The organism is Thermostichus sp. MS-CIW-41 (assembly GCF_054058915.1).
Genome location: NZ_JBSSBO010000030.1, coordinates 1 through 18,839, shown reverse-complemented (window position 1 = coordinate 18,839; position 18,839 = coordinate 1). Strand labels below are relative to the sequence as shown.

Below are 18,839 nucleotides of genomic sequence, written 5' to 3'. Positions count from 1 at the left end.
CAGCTAAAGAGGGGTTATCTCGAGGTGATCCCATTTTACGAGAGGAGATCCCTTGTCAACGGACATCTACGAACACCTGTTTTCAGCTAGAAATCGCAGGAGCCCCGCACTGTACCGTAGGGTCAGTGCCGGGAGGAATGCGCTTTGATGAAGTACAATGAACTTATGAGCCAAGTCCTGATCGTCTCCTGTAAGCTCAAGGCGTCCCAGTCGCAAGCCGCCAAATTGGACGCGACGATGGAGGCTTTTGGCCAAGCCTTGAACTGGGTCAACCAGAACACGCCGGAGAAGATCGTCAACGCGGTCAAACTGCAATCCCTTTGCTACTACGAGATTCGAGCCCGATTCGGCTTGTCCAGCAACTTGGCCCAGCAGGTGTGCAGACGGGTGGCCGGCGCCCGCAAAGCGGCGAGACAGCGTAACCGTCCAGTTAAAGAGTTCAAGCGTGGGTTCGTTACCTACGATGCACGTATCTTTTCATTCCGCGAGAAAGACTGGACGGTGTCGCTGACCACGGTTGAAGGGAGAGAACGCTTTGAGCTAGCCATTGGTAACTACCAGAGGGGAATGCTGGCTGGCTCTAACCCCAAATCGGCCACCCTAGTCCAGCGGAAGGATGGCTCCTACTACATCCAGATTTGCGTAGAGAAAAAACCACCCAAGCAACAAGAAACCGACAAGGTGATCGGGGTGGACTTGGGAAGGACAGATATTGCCCATACGTCAGAGGGGGACAACTGGAATGGACAGCAGTTGAACAGAGTCCGCGACCGCTACTCCCGGTTGAGGGCGGCACTCCAACGCAAAGCCAGTAAGGGCACCCGCAGTTCGCGGCGCAGATGCAGAGAACTGCTGCAACGGCTGTCTGGCAAGGAGAGACGTTTTCAGGCGTGGGTCAATCATCGCATCTCCAAAGCTATTGTCTCTAGGGCAAAGGCGACAAATAGCGCTCTTGCTCTGGAAGACTTGACAGGGATCCGGGAGCGCATCAACCAACAACCCCGCAGTAAAACTGAACGGCGCAGGGCCAACAGTTGGGCGTTTTATCAACTCCGTCAATTTTTGGAGTACAAGGCTCTGCGTGCAGGGGTTGCTTTGATTCTGGTGCCGCCTGCCTACACGTCGCAGACCTGCCACCGGTGTTTGCACATTCATCCCGACCCTGCGCAATCCTACCGCAGTGGAAAGAAGTTTAAGTGTGGACACTGTGGATGGGAAGGGGATGCGGATTTGAATGGTGCGAATGTGATTGCGCTTTTGGGGGCTGCTGTAAACCAGCCTAGAGGTTCGTGGTTGGCTTGCCAACTGCAGGGCTACCGAAAGCCCGCCCTGTACTGCGAAGTAGTCAGGGTCGGGTAGTTTACTTCAAGCTGGCTACAGTGGAGTTAAATCTGAAACGTCTGAGCCAAACGAGGTGGGATCCGATGGTACTGGACACATTGCCGCTGGTTGCCGCTGTAGCCATCGCCATTTTTATGCTGGTTTTTTGGGTGCGGGTGGTTCGAGAGGCCATCTGGACAACGGTGGGGATTGTAATCATCTTGGCCGTGTTGTACGTGGTCTTTAGAATTGGCCCGCGGCAGGTGCTGCAGGAGTTGCGGGATCCCTTTGCCCTTCTAGAACAGGTTTGGCAGGTGATCGTCGGTTGGTTCCAGGCCCTTCTCCCCTAGAGTTCGTTATCTGCTATACAGTTCCCTGATACAATAGAAAACACAGGGGGGCAGCCTATTGGAACTGCTGGCGAATGGTTTGTCCAGTCAAAAATCGATTCCCTCTCCGGTTTCCGCACTGCTCTACAGCACCTACGCGACTGAAGTTCTCGCCATGCCTTCTGACCCTGAATGGGATCCCCAAGACCCCACCCCAGAAGATGGGATCCCCATTCCTGCTGGCGTCAGCGGGACGGAGTCCTCAGACATCCAGGTGGAGGTGGAGGATTTGGGGGAGCGCCGCCGCCAAGTGCGAGGTCGCGTCCTGATTCCGGTGGAGCGGCAGCAGGTCTGGCAGGTTTTGACCGACTACGACCATCTGGCGGAGTTTATTCCCAACTTGGTGGAAAGTCGCGTCATTGGCCGTGAGAATGGCCGCACACTGGTACGTCAAGTGGGATCCCAAAAGGTTTTATTTGCCCAATTTTCTGCTGCGGTGGTGCTGGCTATCGAGGAGATCTTTCCTCAGCAGCTTCGCTTCCAAAAAACACAAGGGGATTTTCTTATCTTCGAGGGGTTTTGGGATCTGGCCGATTGGTCGGCCCATCAAACCTTGCTCACCTACCACCTGCAGGTCAAGCCTCCCCGCAGAATGCCTGTCGGTCTGGTGGAACGCCGCATTTGCCAAGATTTGGCCCTGAACTTACAAGCCATTCGGGAGCGCTGCCTGAGTTTGTCGGATCATTCCAAGCCCGTTTGAGGCGTGCCCAATAGGTACCTCGTTCCCCAAGCGCTCCGCGCCGCTGACGCGACCACTCTCAGCCCTTCTGCCAAAGAAGAGGGGGGCTGGGGAACAGCTTTATTGCCATTTGTGGGATTTGATATTCGAGCTGGAATTTGCCAGGTGGATCCCAGAGGCAAAGTGGGCCGGTGGTCCTTCACCTTTCGAGTCTCAAGCAGCGATCGAGGGCTGTCCTTGGGTGTGTGGGTGCGCTATCGGCAGGGTGAAGTGGAAGGCACTGCCCTGATTGATCCCCCCCGATTCTGCCCAGATGCGCCCCCCCATGGCCTCAATGATCAGTCGGCAAATGGCTAGCCCCAAGCCCGTCCCACCCACCGAGCGCCGCAGGGATCCCTCTGCTTGATAAAACCGCTCGAAGATGGCTTGCAACCGGTCTGGCTCAATGCCGCGCCCGGTGTCGGCAACAGTGAACTTCACCATCGCCCCCGTCGATCCACCGGCTGGTGGCTCCACTTCTGCCCGAATCCAGATCCGTCCGGTGGAAGGGGTAAATTTGCAGGCATTGTCCAGCAGCTTACGCAACACCTCCACCAGCCACTCCCCATCCGCCCTAACCATTGGCAGCCGTTTGGGCAGCACCTGCTCGATGGTGGGCAAGTCTTCGTGCCGCCGTCGCGCTTTGACATTGCTCAGGGCCAGCTCCACACATTCTTGAGCAGACAACGGCTCGATATGCCAGCGAACGCGACCACTTTCCAGCTTGGAGAGGGTGAGAAAGTCCTGCACCAACTCCCGCAGCCGATCGGCATCTTGCAGGGCTGTGTTCAACATTTCCTGGCGCATCTCCAGGGGCATGTCGGGGTCGCTGGCCAAAGACTCCAAACACACCTGAATGGTGGACAGCGGGGTGCGCAGCTCGTGTCCGGTCACGGCAATCAGCTCTGATTTGGCCTGATCCAGAGCTGCCAACTGGCGATTGAGCTCTTCTAGGTGCTGATAGGCTTCTGCCTGCAAGAGGGCTACCCCCACTTGGTTGGCAATGGCTTCTGCCAACTCCAGAGTGGCCGGCTGCCAGCGGTGAGGGTGTTCGTGGTGTAGCTCCAATAGGCCCAGCAACCGCCCTTGATAGAGAATCGGCATGGCCACCCAAGCCCGAATTTGGGCCCGCTGCCACAGCTCCGGCACTCGCTGCAGGCGGGGATCCTTTTGGGTATCCTCGCAGCACACCGCTTGTGCCGAGGCTACTGCCTCCCGCAAAAAAGGGTTGCTGGGAAGAGGCCACAGGGATCCCTTAAGGCTGCCCATCGTTAGGGTGCGGTACTCCTGCTCAATCTGAACAGCAGGGGCCTGGCCATCGTAACGGTAGATCAAACATCGCCCCACCTCTGCCACCTGCCCCAGCTCCTGCACAGCAATTGCCAAAATCTCGCCGGGATCCAAAGACTGGCGAATGGCACTGCTGATGCGGTTGATCAGATGCTCTTTGCGCTCTTGCGCCCGAATGGTGCGGTAGGCCCGCTGCAGCTTGTATTGCCCTGCCTGGAGATAGGTGATCAGCCGCTCGGTAAAGGGGCCTGGATTCAGTTGGCTGGCGGAGTTTTGCGGGGATCCCTTGAGGTACTGGCGAAGGGGCTCAAGGCGAGGTTCCAGATCCGGTCGGTAACTGAGGATCTTGGGCAACAGGGCCAAAGCCGCTTGGACTGTAATCTGACGATCAAATGACCAGATCCCATCAAATTGGCGAGCTGCATCCATATCGCTGCTTTGCCAAGGACGCTCCCGCTGCATCTGCAAGCGTTCTCGACACACGAGGCAGGTGGCATAGTGGGCATCGATGACGATCAAGTGCCACTCCTGCACCAAGGGATCCTCTGGATCCAAGGGAATGGTGTGGTAGGGCAGGTCTGTCTGAGCAAAATCCTTTTCTGGGGTCGCCAACACAAACACGTCTTGGGCCATTGCGCTGATGCGCTGGTAGCGCCGTGCCTCCTGGCGGTAGTAGCGCTCCTTTTGAAAGTTAGCGAATACCCACGGGGATCCCTGCCCTTGCAGCACCTGATCCTCAATGGCGTGGCTGAGGGCAACCAAAGAGGATTTGAAATACAGTTGTGGGCGCAGGTGCGGCAAAGCCTGCAGCAGATCGCTCAATAGGGAGGTACGACTCTGGCGAAGGTAAGATCTAGAGCGGGTGGAGGCCATAACCCTACTGGCAAGCACAGATCACAGGCAGTACAGGGACACTTAACCCCAGAGAAGGAGGCTCGCAGTCTAGGTTTAGTCTAACGGTTGGGATCCCGCGGCGGAGGGAGCTTCATAAGGCGCAAGATCCAGCTAGCCCAAACTAAGAGATATAAAGTTTACGAAGTTATATGTAAGTCAGCCAAATGTCGGGATCCCGGTACAGCCAAGAGGACGTGCAGCAGATCCTCCAGCGGGCCATTGCCCGCCAGCCACGCCTGGGCGAGTTCACCCGCTCCCAACTGCAGGAGATGGCTGCCGAACTGGGGATCTCCCCCCAAGAGCTGGACTTGGCCGAGCAGGAATGGAAGGCCTGGCAAGAGCTGAACAGCCAACACCGAGAATTCCAGCGCTACCGCCGTCGGCAGTTTTACCAACTGCTGGGCCGCTATGGAATTGTCAACAGCTTTTTGCTGGGCTTAGACTGGCTCTCCGGTGGAGGGCTATCTTGGTCGCTGTTTATACTCATGGGGTGGGGCTTGACCGTTGCCCTCAAGGGCTGGAACGCCTACCAAACGGAGGGTGAACGCTACGAGAAAGAGTTTCGCCAATGGCAGAAGAAACGCCAGAAAGATCTCCGCCGCAAGTAAGCGCAGCCCACCCAAGAAGCCCGTCTCGCTGATGGAAATGGATTTCTCTCCAGACCTTGACTGGGGAGAGGTGCTATCATAGGCTTCCGGCATCAGTGAATGCCTGTGCGGGCGTAGTTTAATGGTAAAACCGCAGTCTTCCAAACTGCTGTTGTCGGTTCGATTCCGTCCGCCCGCTTCCTCCCACAAAATCCTAAGGGATCCCTTAAAGTGCCCTTCAGATTCTTCTTCACAGGTTGGGGCCGACTGTGGTGGTGCGGCGGATGGGTTGACCTTTCAGGGTATTGCCTTCTACTGTTTTCACCCAGCCTTGCCCTGGTACAAATCGGTACTGCACATCGGTATCAGAGCCACCGAGCAGATCCCCTTGGGCATTGAAGACGCGAGTTTCCCGCTGCCAGTGTCCTGGCCCGGTCGGTGTGCTGCTCGACTCGGTGGTGTAGGTTTGGCCGCGAGCATTGTTGAATTGGCCGCTGTGCTGCCAGCCTTGCCCCGCTTGGCCCTCGATAAGGCTCGAGCTGCTGCCCACCGTCTTGCCCTCGGCGTTTTGCAGGGTGGTGCTGCCCTGCCGTTGCCAACCCTCATGTGTGTGAGTAGTGGTGTGCTGATGGTTCAGGTTCCAGGTCTGACCTTGTTGGGTAGTGACTTGGCCGGAATAGTCTCCTTCCACCCCCTGACCGGGAATGAATTGCCGGGATCCCTGGCCGGAATAGGTGCCACTACCCGATCTGCCACTTGGCCCGGTGCCAGTGTAGGTGCCGGAGTGAGTGAAGGTGCGCTCACCGCTCGGGGTCAGGGATCCACCCGTTGACGTGGTGGCTGTGGCAGTGCGTTGACGGGGGCGAGCCTGCGCAAAGGGAGCAAGCGCCATCAGGAGGGCAGTAACCAATAACAGGCAAAAGCTTGGGGTTTTCATTTTCATTCTCATTTTTCGAGACCCCTTGAGAAATTGCCAATCATGACCCAGGCTAGGTGCTCACCTCATCTGACTCTGACTTCGGCCTGAGGGTTCACTTCCTAGAGGGATCCCGCCAGACATAACCTGCTCTTAATGTCGGTGCTGTAATCTCAGAGGTGCCTTTAGCGAATGCGACTGCATTTTTCTATGAACACCCGTCGTACTTTCCTGGCTGTTGCGGCTGGCCTGGTGGCTGCGTCTGCTGCTGCTCTTCTGGCTGCCGACAGCTTTGCTCAGTCTCCTGCCGAAGTCAAAGTTTGGATTGCCTTTACCGACAACCGCCTGGATTGGGCCCGCGGAAAAGCGGAAGAATTCAACAAACAATTTCCTCAATACAAAGTTACGATCGAAGGCTACGGCAACTACGAAGAAATTCAGCAAGCCACCGACCTGGCCATTCAACAAAATGCTGCTCCTTCGGTGGTGCAATGGTTTGAGGTGGGCACCCAGCGGGCACGGGATTTTAGTTACTTCAAGTCCATTGCCGAGGCTCTGGGCAATCGCACCGAAGTGAACGGGATCCCAGTGAATTTCGACGATTTTATCGAGCCGGTGGTGAGCTACTACACCCTGGATGGCAAATTTACCTCCATGCCCTGGAACAGCTCCAGCCCCATTCTCTACTCCAACACGGCCATCTTGAAGAAGGCTGGGATCGAAAAGCCGCCGGCCACCTGGCAAGAGCTGGAGGCTGCTTGTCAAAAGATCATGGCCCTCCCCGACGCTCCCCAGGGCTGTGTGACCTGGCCCAATCACGGCTGGTTCTACGAGCAGTGGATGGCCCAGCAGAATGCCCTCTTGGCCAACAACAACAATGGCCGTGCCGCCCGTGCCACCCAGGTCTTTTTGGACTCGGAGCCGTCAATTGCCATCGCCACCTGGTGGAAAGGGATGTATGACAAAGGCTACTACATCTACAGCGGCAAGCAGCGGGATTGGGCAGCCACCGAGCAGGCCATCCAGACCGGTACCGTCGCCATGGCCATCACCAGCAGCGCCGATGCCGCCAACATCACCAACGCTGCCAAGCAAAACAACATCGAGCTGGTCACCACCCGCATGCCCTACAACGCCGACAAGGGTTGGACGGGGAACTTGATCGGGGGAGCCAGCCTCTGGCTGGTGAAGGATCTGCCCAAGGAGGTGGAAGAGGGGGCGCTGACCTTCATGCTGTGGCTCAATAACACCGAAAATGCTGCCGAGTGGCACCAAGTGACCGGCTACTTGCCCATTCGGAAAAGCTCGGTAGCCTTGCTGGAGTCGAAGGGCTGGTTCAAGGAAAACCCCAACTTCTTCACCGCCAGCGACCAAATCAACAATTCCAAGGTGACCCCTGCCACTCGGGGGGCGCTGCTGGGGGCTTTCCCCGAAATTCGCAACGTGGTGACCCAAACCATGGAAGATCTGATGCTTAAAGGCGGGGATCCGGCCCAGGCCATGGCCAAGGCCAACCAGGAGGCCAACCGCCTTCTGGCCGAGTACAACTCCCTTTACCAGTAACCTGGATGTCGATGGGCTGACGGTGTCATTGAGGGATGGGGGTGGGCGGCGGCCTGCCCCTTTCCGGGCTTTGATAAGGCTCTTGTGAAGAGCACAGCCGAGGTGAGAGGCATGTTGGGATTCGTCCAAGTGTTGGTGCCGCTGTTGGCAGGGTTGCTGGGATCCCTCTGGATGGGGCTCCGTTTTCGACGCATCGAGTGGCCTGTGCCGGTGGGGGCAGTGCTGGGGGGCCTAGCAGGAGGGCTGGGATCCCTGATTTTTATGGCGCCCCTGGATTTTTGCACTTTTGAGCCGGAGCGCAAGGCTATCGACATGGCCTTTGGCGTGGGGCTGGTGCTGGCGGGCATGGCCATTCCCCTCTGGCCGCTGTTGGCGTGGACGCAGAAGGAACAGGAGCGCCGCCTGGGGATCCCCGGCCCAGCTGTTCAGGAGAGGGGCATCTTTAAGCAGTGGTGGCTGGCGTGGCTGCTCTTGTTGCCCACCTTCACGATCTTGGTGGTGTTTCTCTACTACCCAGGGCTGGATACCTTCCGCCTTTCCACCCTGCTCACATTTGTGGGGGCGCCGCGCAGCCGCTTCGTCTGTGTGGATAACTTTACCGCTTTGCTGACGGATTCCACCTATCTGCGCAGCCTGGGGATTACCTTTGCCATTTCGGCGGCCATCGTGGTGCTGGGGTTGAGCGGATCCCTGTTGATTGCCACGCTGGCCTATCAGCCGATTCGGGGGGCGGCGATTTATCGGGTGTTGCTGATCTGGCCCTACGCCATCTCTCCGGCGGTGGCCGGGATCATCTTCTTTATCATGTTCAACCCCTTGGGAGGGGTGGCCAACCATTTGCTGGGCCTGGTGGGGATCCCCCGTTTAAACTGGCTCAGCGATCCCAACTTGGCCCCTTGGGTGGTGATCTTTGCCAGCGTTTGGAAGCAGATGGGCTACAACATTTTGTTTTACCTTGCCGGCCTGCAAAACCTGCCCAAGGATTTGCTGGAAGCGGCTGCCATCGACGGGGCCGGGGCAGTGCGTCGCTTTTTTGCCATCACCCTACCGCTGCTTTCTCCCATCACCTTCTTTTTGGTGATTACCAACATGACCTATGCGTTTTTCGATATCTTTGGCACCATTGACTTGCTGACTGCTGGGGGCCCTTCCGGATCCACCTCGGTGTTGATCTACGAGATCTACAAAATCGGAGTGTCTTCAGGCAATTTGGGTAGGGCTGCCGCGCAATCCATCGTCCTGTTTCTCATTGTGGTGGGGCTGACGATCCTGCAATTTCGCACCACCGAGCGGAATGTAACCTACGGCGGATAACGGCTGTCTCTGCTGCAACGCAATGATCCCAGTTCTCAGTGGGCAAGGGGAAAATCGGCTAATACAGGCTTACACCTAGCCTCACTCCACCACCTTCGCCATTCAAGGGCAGCACAATCCGTTAGTCCGCGAAAGATTCTTCCAATTCAAGGATAAACAGTTATGAATAAAGAGAAACTATGGCAGCGAAGCAAACAGCGAATCCGGTTTCGGAATGACGATATGGATTTCTATTTTGCCTGGATTCTTGCTCACCAAAACGAAGGTGGTTCGGCACTTGGCGAGTGCTTCTACACTGCTTCCCAAATTAAAGATGGTGATCCCGAAAGCTGGTACAAGGCCTGGTCAGAAATGGCCCGTCGCGTCGAATCGCAGGCGACACAGGCACTGGCAAACGGGCATCGGGTTAGTGCACGTGAAGCCTACCTGCGCGCCTTTACCTATCATCAGATGGCAGCCATCTTCGTTCGCCCGCAAGATCAACGACTGCGAGAGGGATGGCAAAAAGCACAATGGTGTTTTCGGCAAGCAGCCGCTCAATGCAAGCCGCCTATCGAACCGATCCAGATCCCGTTCGCGGGCAAAGTTCTGCCGGGTTACTTTCTGTGCGGGCATAATGAGAATCGGAAAGCACCAACGTTGATCCTGATAGGCGGTGGTGAAACATGCGCCGAAGAACTCTATTTCTGGATAGGCCCGGCAGGAGTCCGCCGGAGGTATCACGTTCTTCTGATAGATTTGCCCGGTCAGGGAAGTACACCCTTCGATGGTTTATTCTTCCGGGTCGATTCTGAACTCCCTATCAAGGCTGTCGTCGATCATATCCTCACGCGATCAGAGGTCGACGCCGAACGGTTGGCTTTATTTGGCATCAGTGGTGGTGGCTACATGGTATCCCGCGCTCTTCCATTTGAGAAACGTATCAAAGCCTGCATAGCCAGTGCTCCCATCATAGATATTTACCAACTTGTCATGGCCGAAATTCCGTCGGTACTCCTCAAAACTCCCGGTTTTTTCAGGAACACCCTTACCAGGCTGGCAGGTCTTAGAAACCCCCTGCCCGGTATTGCATTAGAGAAGTTCTGCTGGCAAGCCGGAGTAAGCACAATTTCTGAAGCGTTAGAAATGGCGCGACAAGCACGAGTTGAAAGGATAGAAGAGATTACATGTCCGGTATTGTGTATGGTTGGCGAAGGAGAGTCAGAAGCACAAATGATGCAGGCTCGCGAGTTTTACAACGCTCTCCGATGCCCTAAAGCCTTTCGCGTCTTCGTTGCCGCCGACGGTGCAGATGCTCACTGCCAGATCAATAATCTGGGCCTGATGCAGCAAGTAGTCTTTGATTGGCTGGATGAGGTTTTTGGGTATCGGGCAGAGAATCTCTAAGAGCCTATCCGAAACATCCTGGTGTGGAAGATGAAGGTCAGCGAATCTCGTCTCTTCCCCGTGCGGTGATTGGAACGAAGCGATGCTGGGGGTAACGACGACCGAATAACCACCGTGGTGCCCATTGCCCCCAACGGTGATCACTGATCAAGACTATGCATGGGTGGCTTGACGACGCAACGCACCCATATCTGCCGATAGCGGAGGGGCGGTTCGCGCACTGCCCTCCCCGATGATACGACGAGCACGGGATGCATCGATGGACAATGGGGGTTGTTGATCATGCGCCCATCCCATTCACCACTCGTCGGGGTGCACCCGTCGGGGCACGACGGTGCCGTGCCTCGACTCCATCGGCTTGCATCCGGTGATGGATTTCATCCGTCGTGACGTGACGACGAGGTATTCGGATAGGCTCTCAGAAGGGCCAAGCTCACGGGAGCCATTGCCGCACGGGCGGTTTGGCAAGGAGCGCAGATTGCCGGCGCCGATTTCAGCGAAGCCTATGTGGATCGGGCGGCAAAGCGGCAGTTGTGTGAGCAAGCTGAGGGATCCCACCCGGTAACCGGCGTAACCACCCGTGAGAGTTTGGGCTGCCCTTGAATCAGGGCCGGCAAAGATGAAGAAAACAGGATCCCTGAGCCCCGTCGGTCAGATTGGCCTCTAGATTGGGTGAGGTGTCGATAGTGCCCAACTATGAGCAAGCCCAGCTTTGCGGTGATCGGCCTGGCGGTGATGGGGGAAAACTTGGCCCTCAACGTCGAGCGCAATGGCTTCCCGGTTGCCGTCTACAACCGCACCAGCTCCAAAACCGACCAGTTCATGCGGGAGCGAGCCCAAGGCAAACGGATCACCCCCGCCTACAGCCTGCCGGAATTGGTGCAACTGATGGAGCGGCCCCGCAAATTCTTGATCATGGTCAAGGCGGGTGCGCCGGTAGACGCGGTGATTGACGAGCTTAAACCCCTGCTGGATCCGGGGGATATCATCATCGACGGCGGCAACTCCCTCTACACCGACACCGATCGCCGTGCCGAAGCCCTCGCCCCTACCGGGATCCACTTTGTCGGCATGGGAGTGAGCGGCGGGGAAGAGGGAGCCCTGAACGGCCCCAGCCTCATGCCCGGCTGCAGCCCAGAGGCCTACCAACAACTGGAGCCCATCTTGGCCAAAATTGCCGCTCAAGTGCCAGACGGCCCCTGTGTCACCTACCTGGGGCCCAAAGGGGGCGGGCACTACGTGAAGATGGTACACAACGGCATCGAATACGGCGATATGCAGCTGATCGCCGAGGTCTACGACCTAATGCGCAGGGCTTTGAAGCTGTCGGCCTCGCAGATGCAGGAGATTTTTCAGGCTTGGAATGAAACAGAGCTGGAATCTTTCCTAATTGAAATTACCGCCAAGATTTTCCAAACCCTGGATCCGGAAACCGGCAAGCCGTTGGTGGATCTCATTCTGGATAAGGCTGGGCAAAAAGGCACCGGTTTGTGGACAGTCAAGGACGCTCTAGATCTGGGAGTACCAGTGCCCACCATTGAAGCGGCGGTGCAAGCTCGCATCCTCTCGTCGATGAAAGAGGAACGGGTGGCTGCCTCTGCCCAGTTGAAGGGGCCCGACGCAACTTTTGCAGGGGATCCCGACTGCTTTATCCAAGATCTGCGCGCCGCCCTCTACTGCTCCAAAATCTGCTCCTATGCTCAGGGGATGGCCCTGCTCAAAAAAGCCACCGTTGCCCACGGCTACGTCTACACCTTCAGTGAGATTCCGCGGATTTGGAAAGGGGGCTGTATCATCCGCGCCCGCTTCCTGGGCGAGATCCAGTCGGCCTACAAACGGGATCCAGAGCTGGTGAACCTGCTGTTGGATGAGGAATTCGAGCAGGCCATCCGGGAGCGGCAGGGATCCTGGCGGCGGGTGGTGTCCACGGCGGCTGCCCTGGGGATCCCGATCCCGGCCATCAGCGCTTCTTTGGCCTACTACGACAGCTACCGTACCGCCAACCTGCCCCAGAACCTCACCCAAGCCCAGCGGGACTTCTTCGGGGCCCACACCTTCGAGCGCATCGACAGGCCGGGCGTCTTTCACCATGAGTGGAATGCCTGTTGCCGTTAGCAATGCGTAGCATCAAGAGGTCTCCGGAAAAAAGTTGAACCGCGCACCTCCGTATGGAAAGGCTCCCCTTCCTGAGGAAAATCCTCGCGGAAATGGGCCCCGCGGCTTTCCTCCCGCAGCAGCGCCCCCTGAGCTACCAGACGGGCCAGCAAAAGCAGACTGCCTGCCTCGGCCTCTTCCCGGGTGGCCCAAGGCTTTTCCTGCAGGGGAAGTGCCTTGACAAAGGTCAGAAAAGCCCGCAGCCGTGTTCCCTCCCGCACAACGCCCAAAGCTTCCCCAACTCGATGCCTGAGAGCCGGCAGGATGTCGGGAGACGTCGCCAGAACGGGTAGCCTCTGCAGCTGTCGGGGAAAGCTCACCTCTCCCAAATCTTGCAAGGCAGCCAAGGCGGCCCGCTTGCCCATGACCAGCCCTTCCAAAAGGCTGTTGGAAGCCAAGCGATTGGCTCCGTGCAGACCCGTGGAAGCCACCTCCCCAGCAGCATAAAGGCCCGGCAGGCCGGTGAAGCCGAAAGTGTCCGTTCGGATCCCACCCATCACGTAGTGAGCCGCGGGAACAACTGGGAGCAGATCCTTCGTGGGATCCAGCCCCAAGGCGCGGGCAGAGGCAACAACGGTGGGAAAGCGCTCCTCCAGATGTTCGACGACCCGCAGATCCAGGTAGGTTCCCCCTGTCTGCTGCCGCTCCCAGAAAACGGCCCGAGCTACCACATCCCGCGGCGCCAGCTCTCCCAGCTCCGCATAGCGAGGCATAAAACGCTCCCCCAAGGCGTTGAGGAGAACAGCCCCTTCTCCTCTTACTGCCTCGCTCACCAGCGCTCCATTGGGCAAGGCCGTGGGGTGAAATTGCACAAACTCCAGATCCCTGAGAGTGGCCCCTGCCCGCCAGGCCAGCACCATTCCGTCGCCGGTGGCCCCCGGGGGAGCTGTCGAGACGGGGAAAAGGCTGCCAAATCCTCCCGTAGCCAGGAGAACTGCCCTGGCCCTCACCTCCACCGGCCCCTCAGGGCCAAGGAGCAAGGCCCCCCCTACCCTGTCCCCTGCCAGCAAAAGGCTAAGGGCTGTGTAGCCCTGCAAAGGTGGTCTGTTGAGGCGAGCCAGCAGACCCCTGAGGAGCCACAGTCCGCTCCGATCCCCCCCCAGATGGCGAACCCGCGCTTGGGAGTGGCCCCCTTCCCGGACAGGCTGGGGATGGAAAGGAAGGCCCCAGCGCAAAAGTCTCTCCAGGTGCAAGGGTGCTTCCTCCACAATGGAGCGAGCCACCTTTTCTTCCACCAGGCCGCGGCCCGCTTGCAAGGTGTCTTGGATATGGGCTTCTACGTCCGCCTCATCCACAGGAAAAGCCACCCCACCCTGCGCCCAAGGGGTAGAGCCAGAGGGAAGGGGATCCTTGCTTACCACCAGAGTTGTCGCCCCCTGGGCTTCGGCCCACAGGGCTGCGTACACCCCCGCCACCCCTGCTCCCAGGATCAACAGGTCTGTTTCTAACAAGGGCGGCGCCCCGTTCTTCCCCTCCACCTCTAGGCTCCGGCGGGCACTGCCAGCATGGCCAGGATGGAACGGCGAGCCTTCTCAGCCACCTCCTGGGGCACCTGGATCACGTAGCGCATCTCCTGCAGGGAGCGGTAAATCTTTTCCAAGGTAATCTTCTTCATGTACTCGCAGACGGCTTCTGCCTTGACAGGGATGAACGTTTTGTCTGGAGCTTCTTTCTTGAGCCGGTGAAGAATGCCCACCTCGGTGGCCACCACAAACTCGCGGCTTTCTGAAGCTTTGGCGTAGCGCACCATGCCCTCGGTGGAGAGCAGCTTGGCATCCGGTTTGAGGAAGAGACAGCTAGAGCCGCAACTGCACTCCGGGTGAATGAGGAACTCTGCTCCAGGGTGCTCTTCCACCATCGCCTTGAGGTGCTCTTCCCGGATGCCAACATGCACGTGGCACTCTCCCGGAAAGAGATCCAGCTCCCTTCTGGTTACTTGAGCAACGTGGGCTCCCAGAAACATATCCGGCACGAAGAAGATGGGGCGATCCGGGGGCAGGCTGGCCACCACTTGAACTGCGTTGGCGCTGGTTACGCAGACATCTGCCAGAGCCTTGATCTCGGCAGCGGTGTTGACGTAGGCCACCACCAGGCCCTCAGGGCAGGCTGCCTTCCACCGCAGCACATCTTGCGGGCGAATGCTATCGGCCAAGGAACAGCCCGCCTCCAGATCCGGCAGCAGCACCGTCTTTTCCGGGTTAAGGATGGCAGCCGTCTCCGCCATAAAATGCACGCCCGCAAAGACAATCACCTGGGCGCTCGTCTTTTGAGCCTCCCGAGCCAGTCCTAAGGAGTCTCCCACAAAGTCCGCCACCTCTTGAACTTCGGGGAGCTGATACGAATGCGCGAGGATAACTGCCTGCCTTTCCTGTTTGAGCCGGGCAATCTCCTGGACGATTGTGGCAGTGTTGTGTAGCAATGGGGTTTCTCCCTTCATTTTCGACTTCTTGTCGCGACAGCGTTGCGTAGCAATAACGGTTTTGTTCCTCTGGAGGCTGGACACGATCTGAGGACTTTGTCCCGCTAATGCGTTTGCAGGAGCAGCGCGCAGCAATAACGGAAAGCCCATCTCCTGGAGTTGGTCGACTCTGCTTTGGGGGGTATCTGAGCCGGCAAGAGAAGCAACCCCCAACCCAGATGCCCGGCGAAGCCTTTCGCGGCGCCCGGTTGAGCTGGAGCTGGGCTTAGGTTGTCTTCTCAAAGTAGCATCAGTCGCAACAGCGTTGCGTAGCAATAAAGCAGTGTCCAGCGAGGACTTGGCTCAGGGTCACACCACCAGCAAAGAGAGATCCAAAGCCTTGGCCGAGTGGGTGAGCGCCCCGACGCTGACGTAATTCACGCCTGCCTCGGCCACTTGCCTGGCCCGTTCTGGGGTCATGTTGCCGCTGGCCTCCAGGGGAACTCTCCCTCCCACCCGTTGGACGGCGGCCTGAGTTTCTTCCAGGGTGAAGTTGTCCAGAAGGATGAGATCGGCTCCTGCTGCCAAAGCCTCTTCCAGTTCCTGGAGATCCCGCACCTCCACCTCCACCTTGAGGTGGTGGGGAGCACCTTCCTTGGCCCGCTTGACGGCTGCCAAAACGCCTCCCGCGCCGCGGTCGCAACAGCGTTGCGTGGCAATGATGTGGTTTTCCTTGATCAAAATGCCGTCGAACAGCCCAAAGCGGTGGTTTTTGCCGCCCCCTACCCGTACAGCATACTTCTCCAGGGCGCGCAGGCCGGGAGTGGTCTTGCGGGTGTCCAGAAGCTGGGTTGAGGTTCCCCGGAGAGCCTCTACATAGGTGCGGGTGAGGGTGGCAATGCCGGACAGCCTTTGGAGAAGATTGAGCGCCAGCCTCTCCCCCGCCAGAATGCCCTTCAGGGATCCCTTGAGGTGGGCCACCTCTTGACGGACAGCCACCCTGGCCCCTTCCTCCACTCCAGGGATAAACTCCACCTGGGGATCCGCCAGCCGAAAAACCCGCTTGGCAATCTCCAGGCCGGCCAGGATCCCTGTCTCCTTGGCCAGGATTACCGCCTCACCCTCCAGTCCTGGGGGTAGGGTCAGCTCTGTGGTGAGGTCGCCGTGCCCCAGGTCTTCCCACAGCCAAGCGCAAAGGGTCTCCTCTGGTAAGTAAACTTCTTCCATTTTCGGTTTGGTTTTAGCTAGACCGGCGGGAAGCCCCGCCCTCCGTTAGTGACTAGTGACTAGTGGCTGGTCACTATCCACTCACCACTATCCAGGGTAAGGGTCGGGATAAAAGGCGAGGACACGATGCTTCGTCCTTACTGGTGCTATGACCGGCGTAGCAGGATTTTATACCCTCATCATGAGAACTGCTTACCAGTATCGCTTACGCCCTACTTCTAGCCAAGTTGCTCTGATGGACCAATGGCTAGACTTGTTACGCAAGCAGTACAACTATCGCTTGGCAGAGCGCTTTGCGTGGTGGGAACACAATCGCTGTGATATCAATGCTTGTCCCTTAATCTGTCACTTGCCTGAGCTGAAAGACAAGCCCGATTTCTACTCCCAGAAACGGGATTTGGTGAAGACGAAAGCCCTGTTTCCGCAGTACAGAGCAGTCCATTCGCAAGTCCTCCAGAACTGCATAGAGCGAGTGCACAAAGCATTCGACCGCTGGCTGAAGGGGGACTGTAACGGCAAGCGGGCAGGGAAACCCAGATTTAAGGGAGCTGGGCGGTATCGCTCCTTCAGTTTCCCCCAGATGAAACAAGACTGCATTTGCGGGCAGTTTATCCATCTGCCCAAAATCGGTGCTGTTCGCATAATTCAGCACCGTCCTTTGCCTGAGGGCTTTGTGATTAAGACCGCTGCCATCAGCCGCAGGGCAGACGGGTGGTATGTGACCTTGAGCCTGCAAGATTCATCTGTCCCCGTATTTACCCCTGACCTGCCAACACTGGAGAACACCATAGGAATCGACGTGGGACTGGACTCCTTTTTGGTGACCGATGCGGGGGAGTCTGTTCCAGTTCCCCAGTATTACCGCAGAGCCCAAAAGCGGTTAAAGAGACTGCAGCGGGCAGTGTCTCGCAAGAAGAAAGGGTCAAACCGCCTATGGCTAGTGACTAGTGGATAGTGACCAGTGGATAGTGAATAGTGACTATCCACTAACCACTATCTCAGCGCAAAGATTTTCATGACAAAACAGCGAACTGGCTGGTAAGCAAGGGCAAACATATTGGGTACGAAGCCCTGAATATCAAAGGTGTTGCTAGAACCCGACTAGCAAAATCTACCTATGATGCTGGGTGGGGACAATTTCTGCAAATGCTGGCAGTCAAGGCTGAAAGAGCTGGGCTGAGGGCGATTGCAGTGAATCCCAACGGCAGCAGTCAAAACTGCTCTCGGTGTGGTCAAAGAGTACCGAAAGCGATTCAAGACAGGTGGCATTCTTGTTCCCATTGTGGGCTAGAACTAGGACGCGACCACCATGCGGCCATCAACATCAAGTACAGGGCGGTGGGGCATCCCGTTCTTTTCGCGTCAGCGGGACGTAGTCCTCAAGCGCAGGAAATGTCCTTTTCGCGCTAGCGGCGCGGAGCGCTTTGCATCAGCATGAGTGCGGGAGTATGTCACGACGGAAGGTGAGGCAGATGGGGGGCTGGCTCAGGCAAAACTGGCTGTGGCAACTGGGGAGCATGCCTCTAACCCCCAAAACCCTGAACTTTGCTGAATTTACTGAGCTTTAGGCGGTTTGGCAAAAGTCATTGAGAGGGATATAGTAGACCAAGTTTCCCCCTGATCCTTGAGTCCACCGCAACGGTTGCCGGGAAGTGAAGGGGGAAAGCGCTCGGGGGGTATTCCTCAGGGCTTTGCGGGATACCGCCTTCCTGCTCAGAGATAGGCAGGATGCGATCGCTTCTTTCCTGAACCATGTTCGGGAGAGTTCAGTGTGAATGTATCAGAGCCCTTGTGGCTGTTTGGATCGGCTGGGCGGAGGGGAGCGCTGCCTGGGCGAGGGACATGGCGCCGGCTGCCCCTGGAGTCTCCTCTCCCCCTACTTTGCCCATCCCTTGGGAATGGGTGTACGACTTGCAGGAGCAAGCCCGGCAGCGGCAATGCACATTGGTTGGCCTGTTGCGCAGCGATCCCTTGCCGGCGCCGGATCCCCAGTGGCAGGTGTACACACGGCTAGATTTGGTGGCCACGCCTCAGGCTGGTCGGTTGACCAGTGTGTTGTTTGCCGAGAACACCCGTACTCGGGCCTTGCAGGTTATCTATCAAGCCTCAGGGTCGGTGTACGACCCCGTTGAGGCATTGGATTTTGCCATGATCCTGCCTCTAGCCTGGCAGGGGAACACTTTGCTGGCGCGGGAGTACGAAGGCTGGTTCCAGACCGATTTGAGCTGGGATCGGGCGGTGGTCTGGCCTTTGCCCACTGGCTCGACAGGGATCCCACCGGTGCAAATCTGGGATCCGCCGCCGGCGCTGGGGTATGCGCAGCTGCTGGGCTGGGATCCCCAGGCCCGAGAGCGGGTGCTGTTTGCGGTGGCCGATAGCCTTGGAGAGATGCCCCGCTTGGTGAGCGTGGGCCCAGACCGCCAGGTGTTGCTGCGAGCGCCTGCCGTTGCCCTTTCCCCAACTCCCTCTTCTCTACAGGGGTGGCAGGAGATCCGGCCCAAGGGGGGAGAGCCTCTCTGCCACCAAAGCCGTTTTGGGCTGGAGCAGGGAGGGGAAAATGAAAAATTAAACTGAGATGCAGAAGCCTGTGGGAGCATGCCTCTAACCCCCAAAACCCTGAACTTTGCTGAATTTACTGAGCTTTAGGCGGTTTGGCAAAAGTCATTGAGAGGGATATAGTAGA

14 protein-coding genes, 1 tRNA gene and 2 pseudogenes are annotated in these 18,839 nt (G+C 57.7%); 12 read left to right on the top strand and 5 right to left on the bottom strand.

The window, feature by feature from the left end; translation table 11 throughout:
- Positions 1-165: 165 nt before the first annotated feature.
- From ACVWXE_RS09670 to ACVWXE_RS09660, 3 genes are all read left to right on the top strand, one after another.
- Positions 166-1,359: an RNA-guided endonuclease InsQ/TnpB family protein gene (locus tag ACVWXE_RS09670; RefSeq protein WP_457490196.1), complete on the top strand. Its 1,194-nt coding sequence runs from the start codon at positions 166-168 to the stop codon at positions 1,357-1,359.
- A 65-nt stretch (positions 1,360-1,424) separates the two neighbouring features.
- A complete protein-coding gene (locus ACVWXE_RS09665; RefSeq protein WP_049749597.1) occupies positions 1,425-1,670 on the top strand; it encodes a hypothetical protein in 246 nt (81 codons plus the stop codon).
- A gap of 154 nt (positions 1,671-1,824) precedes the next feature.
- On the top strand, positions 1,825-2,409 hold the full coding sequence (locus ACVWXE_RS09660; protein WP_414342286.1) for an SRPBCC family protein: 585 nt from the start codon (positions 1,825-1,827) through the stop codon (positions 2,407-2,409).
- A 192-nt stretch (positions 2,410-2,601) separates the two neighbouring features.
- Here the strand turns inward: ACVWXE_RS09660 and ACVWXE_RS09655 are convergent, their stop codons facing one another.
- A complete protein-coding gene (locus tag ACVWXE_RS09655; RefSeq protein WP_457439951.1) occupies positions 2,602-4,590 on the bottom strand; it encodes a DICT sensory domain-containing protein in 1,989 nt (662 codons plus the stop codon).
- Between the two features lie 185 nt (positions 4,591-4,775).
- Between ACVWXE_RS09655 and ACVWXE_RS09650 the strand changes: the two genes are divergently transcribed.
- Positions 4,776-5,219 (top strand): 2TM domain-containing protein, encoded by a 444-nt coding sequence (locus tag ACVWXE_RS09650; protein WP_457439953.1) that lies wholly within the window; start codon positions 4,776-4,778, stop codon positions 5,217-5,219.
- 107 nt (positions 5,220-5,326) lie between these two features.
- Positions 5,327-5,397, top strand: a tRNA-Gly gene (locus tag ACVWXE_RS09645).
- Positions 5,398-5,448: 51 nt separating this feature from the next.
- On the opposite strand, the gene ACVWXE_RS09640 is transcribed toward ACVWXE_RS09645, so the two are convergent.
- Positions 5,449-6,090 (bottom strand): hypothetical protein, encoded by a 642-nt coding sequence (locus tag ACVWXE_RS09640; RefSeq protein WP_457439955.1) that lies wholly within the window; start codon positions 6,088-6,090, stop codon positions 5,449-5,451.
- A 234-nt stretch (positions 6,091-6,324) separates the two neighbouring features.
- On the opposite strand from ACVWXE_RS09640, the gene ACVWXE_RS09635 reads away from it, so the two are divergent.
- The 5 genes and pseudogenes from ACVWXE_RS09635 (at position 6,325) to gndA (ending at position 12,492) form a co-directional block, all read left to right on the top strand.
- Positions 6,325-7,677, top strand: coding sequence for an extracellular solute-binding protein (locus ACVWXE_RS09635; RefSeq protein WP_457439957.1), 1,353 nt, complete (start codon positions 6,325-6,327; stop codon positions 7,675-7,677).
- A gap of 111 nt (positions 7,678-7,788) precedes the next feature.
- Positions 7,789-8,991, top strand: coding sequence for a carbohydrate ABC transporter permease (locus tag ACVWXE_RS09630; RefSeq protein WP_414329418.1), 1,203 nt, complete (start codon positions 7,789-7,791; stop codon positions 8,989-8,991).
- Between the two features lie 162 nt (positions 8,992-9,153).
- Complete coding sequence (locus ACVWXE_RS09625; RefSeq protein ID WP_457387885.1) at positions 9,154-10,377, top strand: alpha/beta hydrolase family protein; 1,224 nt, start codon at positions 9,154-9,156, stop codon at positions 10,375-10,377.
- Positions 10,378-10,806: 429 nt separating this feature from the next.
- A pseudogene (locus ACVWXE_RS09620) lies at positions 10,807-10,980 on the top strand (pentapeptide repeat-containing protein); the annotation flags it as partial.
- A gap of 93 nt (positions 10,981-11,073) precedes the next feature.
- The gene (gene gndA, locus ACVWXE_RS09615) at positions 11,074-12,492 is read left to right on the top strand and encodes an NADP-dependent phosphogluconate dehydrogenase (protein WP_457490186.1); all 1,419 of its coding nucleotides are present in this window, start codon (positions 11,074-11,076) and stop codon (positions 12,490-12,492) included.
- Here the strand turns inward: gndA and ACVWXE_RS09610 are convergent.
- From ACVWXE_RS09610 to nadC, 3 genes are all read right to left on the bottom strand, one after another.
- Positions 12,489-13,982 (bottom strand): L-aspartate oxidase, encoded by a 1,494-nt coding sequence (locus ACVWXE_RS09610; RefSeq protein ID WP_457490185.1) that lies wholly within the window; start codon positions 13,980-13,982, stop codon positions 12,489-12,491. The two genes, gndA and ACVWXE_RS09610, sit on opposite strands and share 4 nt — an antisense overlap.
- Positions 13,983-14,011: 29 nt before the next feature.
- Complete coding sequence (nadA, locus tag ACVWXE_RS09605; RefSeq protein ID WP_457490184.1) at positions 14,012-15,100, bottom strand: quinolinate synthase NadA; 1,089 nt, start codon at positions 15,098-15,100, stop codon at positions 14,012-14,014.
- A gap of 198 nt (positions 15,101-15,298) precedes the next feature.
- Positions 15,299-16,156, bottom strand: coding sequence for a carboxylating nicotinate-nucleotide diphosphorylase (gene nadC, locus ACVWXE_RS09600; RefSeq protein WP_011434043.1), 858 nt, complete (start codon positions 16,154-16,156; stop codon positions 15,299-15,301).
- A 181-nt stretch (positions 16,157-16,337) separates the two neighbouring features.
- Between nadC and ACVWXE_RS09595 the strand changes: the two are divergent.
- Both ACVWXE_RS09595 and ACVWXE_RS09590 read left to right on the top strand, forming a co-directional pair.
- A pseudogene (locus ACVWXE_RS09595) lies at positions 16,338-17,566 on the top strand (RNA-guided endonuclease InsQ/TnpB family protein).
- A 381-nt stretch (positions 17,567-17,947) separates the two neighbouring features.
- Positions 17,948-18,730: a hypothetical protein gene (locus ACVWXE_RS09590; protein WP_457490183.1), complete on the top strand. Its 783-nt coding sequence runs from the start codon at positions 17,948-17,950 to the stop codon at positions 18,728-18,730.
- Positions 18,731-18,839: the final 109 nt, after the last annotated feature.

Excerpts from the sequence above, each read along its gene's own strand:
- ACVWXE_RS09670 (WP_457490196.1), top strand. The coding sequence starts at position 166 with ATGAGCCAAGTCCTGATCGTCTCCTGTAAGCTCAAGGCGTCCCAGTCG.
- ACVWXE_RS09665 (WP_049749597.1), top strand. The coding sequence starts at position 1,425 with ATGGTACTGGACACATTGCCGCTGGTTGCCGCTGTAGCCATCGCCATT.
- ACVWXE_RS09660 (WP_414342286.1), top strand. The coding sequence starts at position 1,825 with ATGCCTTCTGACCCTGAATGGGATCCCCAAGACCCCACCCCAGAAGAT.
- ACVWXE_RS09655 (WP_457439951.1), bottom strand. The coding sequence starts at position 4,590 with ATGGCCTCCACCCGCTCTAGATCTTACCTTCGCCAGAGTCGTACCTCC.
- ACVWXE_RS09650 (WP_457439953.1), top strand. The coding sequence starts at position 4,776 with ATGTCGGGATCCCGGTACAGCCAAGAGGACGTGCAGCAGATCCTCCAG.
- ACVWXE_RS09640 (WP_457439955.1), bottom strand. The coding sequence starts at position 6,090 with ATGGCGCTTGCTCCCTTTGCGCAGGCTCGCCCCCGTCAACGCACTGCC.
- ACVWXE_RS09635 (WP_457439957.1), top strand. The coding sequence starts at position 6,325 with ATGAACACCCGTCGTACTTTCCTGGCTGTTGCGGCTGGCCTGGTGGCT.
- ACVWXE_RS09630 (WP_414329418.1), top strand. The coding sequence starts at position 7,789 with ATGTTGGGATTCGTCCAAGTGTTGGTGCCGCTGTTGGCAGGGTTGCTG.
- ACVWXE_RS09625 (WP_457387885.1), top strand. The coding sequence starts at position 9,154 with ATGAATAAAGAGAAACTATGGCAGCGAAGCAAACAGCGAATCCGGTTT.
- gndA (WP_457490186.1), top strand. The coding sequence starts at position 11,074 with ATGAGCAAGCCCAGCTTTGCGGTGATCGGCCTGGCGGTGATGGGGGAA.
- nadA (WP_457490184.1), bottom strand. The coding sequence starts at position 15,100 with ATGGGCTTTCCGTTATTGCTGCGCGCTGCTCCTGCAAACGCATTAGCG.
- nadC (WP_011434043.1), bottom strand. The coding sequence starts at position 16,156 with ATGGAAGAAGTTTACTTACCAGAGGAGACCCTTTGCGCTTGGCTGTGG.